General features: G+C 48.0%; 1 rRNA gene (cut by a window edge). It reads left to right on the top strand.

Annotated features, from left to right (window positions below):
- Positions 1-2,487 (top strand): 23S ribosomal RNA (locus tag HF324_RS30805) (it extends 396 nt beyond the left edge of the window).
- The last annotated feature ends 13 nt before the right edge of the window (positions 2,488-2,500 follow it).

The following is a 2,500-nucleotide window of genomic DNA, read 5'->3' as shown; positions in this document are numbered from 1 at the left end:
AGCGCGGGACCAGAGGAATCCTGTGTGAAACTGTCAGTACCATCTGATAAGGCTAAATACTCCTTAGATACCGATAGTGAACCAGTACCGTAAGGGAAAGGTGAAAAGTACTCCGAACAGGAGAGTGAAATAGTTCCTGAAACCGTGCGCTTACAAGCGGTCGGAGCCAGTAATGGTGACGGCGTGCCTTTTGCATAATGAGCCTACGAGTTACTCCTCACTGGCGAGGTTAAGGTCTTCAGTACCGGAGCCGCAGCGAAAGCGAGTTCTAACAGAGCGCTTAGTCAGTGGGGGTAGACGCGAAACTTTGTGATCTATCCATGGGCAGGATGAAGGTTAGGTAAAACTAACTGGAGGTCCGAACTCATTAGCGTTGAAAAGCTATGGGATGACCTGTGGATAGGGGTGAAAGGCCAATCAAACTGAGAGATAGCTCGTTCTCCCCGAAATGTTTTTAGGAACAGCCTTGGATATAGACGTGTTATAGAGGTAGAGCTACTAATTGGGCTAGGGGGCTTCACCGCCTACCAAACCCTAATAAACTCCGAATGCTATAACATAATCTCCAGGAGTGAGGCTGTGGGCGCTAAGGTCCATGGCCGAGAGGGAAATAACCCAGACTAACAGCTAAGGTCCCTAATCGTATGTTAAGTTGAACAAACGCGGTTCAAATCCTAAAACAGCCAGGATGTTGGCTTGGAAGCAGCCATTCATTTAAAGAGTGCGTAACAGCTCACTGGTCGAGGGTTTGGGCACGGAAAATAATCGGGCATCAAACATACAACCGAAGCTTTAGGCCTAGTATTTAGGTACTAGACGGTAGGGGAGCATTCTAAACTGCATCGAAGGTGTGTCGCGAGGCATGCTGGAGCGTTTAGAAAAGAAAATGTAGGCATAAGTAACGATAAATAAGATGAAAAATCTTATCGCCGTAAGACTAAGGGTTCCTGATCAACGCTAATCGGATCAGGGTTAGTCGGGTCCTTAGGCAAAGCCGAGAGGCGTAGCTGATGGCAAACTGGTGAATATTCCAGTACCTGTTATAAATTCGATGGAGTAACGGAGTAGTGAAAGGACTGCGCACTTACGGAATAGTGCGTTAAAGGGTGTAGGTATACCGACTGTAGGTAAATCCGCAGATGGTGCTGAACCTGATAGTACAGCAAAGCTTCGGCAGCGCTGATAATGTCCCTAATCAGACTTCCAAGAAAAACTTCTAAGGTTCGTTTATGACAGCCCGTACCGTAAACCGACACAGGTAGTCGAGATGAGTATTCTCAGGCGCTCGAGTGATCCGTGGTAAAGGAACTAGGCAAATTGACGCTGTAACTTCGGGATAAAGCGTACCACAGCAATGTGGTCTCAGTAAAATGGTACAACCAACTGTTTAACAAAAACACAGGGCCCTGCAAAATCGAAAGATGACGTATAGAGCCTGATACCTGCCCGGTGCTGGAAGGTTAAGGAAGGATGTTCGGAGTAATCCAAAGCTTCTGACTGAAGCCCCAGTAAACGGCGGCCGTAACTATAACGGTCCTAAGGTAGCGAAATTCCTTGTCGGGTAAGTTCCGACCTGCACGAATGGTCTAATGAGTTGTACACTGTCTCTACCACGAGCTCGGTGAAATTGTAGTATCGGTGAAGATGCCGGTTAATCGCAACGGGACGGAAAGACCCCGTGAACCTTCACTACAACTTAACATTGATTTTGAATGCCAGATGTGTAGGATAGTTGGGAGACTGTGAAGCAGCTTCGCCAGGAGTTGTGGAGTCATCGTTGAAATACCAACCTTCTGTTATTTAGAGTCTAATCCCTGTAAGGGGAGACATTGTTTGGTGGGTAGTTTGACTGGGGTGGTCGCCTCCTAAAAGGTAACGGAGGCTCGCAAAGGTACCCTCAGTACGGTTGGTAATCGTACGCAGAGCGCATTAGTATAAGGGTGCTTGACTGTGAGGCAAACAAGCCGAGCAGGTGCGAAAGCAGGCTAAAGTGATCCGGTGGTTCTGTATGGAAGGGCCATCGCTCAAAGGATAAAAGGTACTCCGGGGATAACAGGCTGATCTCACCCAAGAGCTCATATCGACGGTGAGGTTTGGCACCTCGATGTCGGTTCGTCACATCCTGGGGCTGGAGAAGGTCCCAAGGGTTCGGCTGTTCGCCGATTAAAGTGGCACGTGAACTGGGTTCAGAACGTCGCAAGACAGTTCGGTCCCTATCTGTTGTGATCGTTAGTAAATTGAGGAGACATGACCTTAGTACGAGAGGACCGGGTCGTACGTACCGCTGGTGTATCTGTTGTGCCGCCAGGTGCAGTGCAGAGTAGCTATGTACGGACAGGATAAACGCTGAAAGCATCTAAGCGTGAAACCTGCTTCAAGATGAGTTTACTTTTAAGGGCCGTCGCAGACTACGACGTTGATAGGTTACAGGTGTAAAGGTGGTAACATCACAGCCGAGTAATACTAATTGCCCGTAAGCTTTAATTTTATTTATTACTGC

This window comes from Chitinophaga oryzae (assembly GCF_012516375.2).
GTDB classification, from domain to species: Bacteria; Bacteroidota; Bacteroidia; order Chitinophagales; family Chitinophagaceae; genus Chitinophaga; species Chitinophaga oryzae.
The sequence above is the reverse complement of the archived record's forward strand: the minus strand, read 5'-3'. Positions and strand labels throughout refer to the sequence as shown.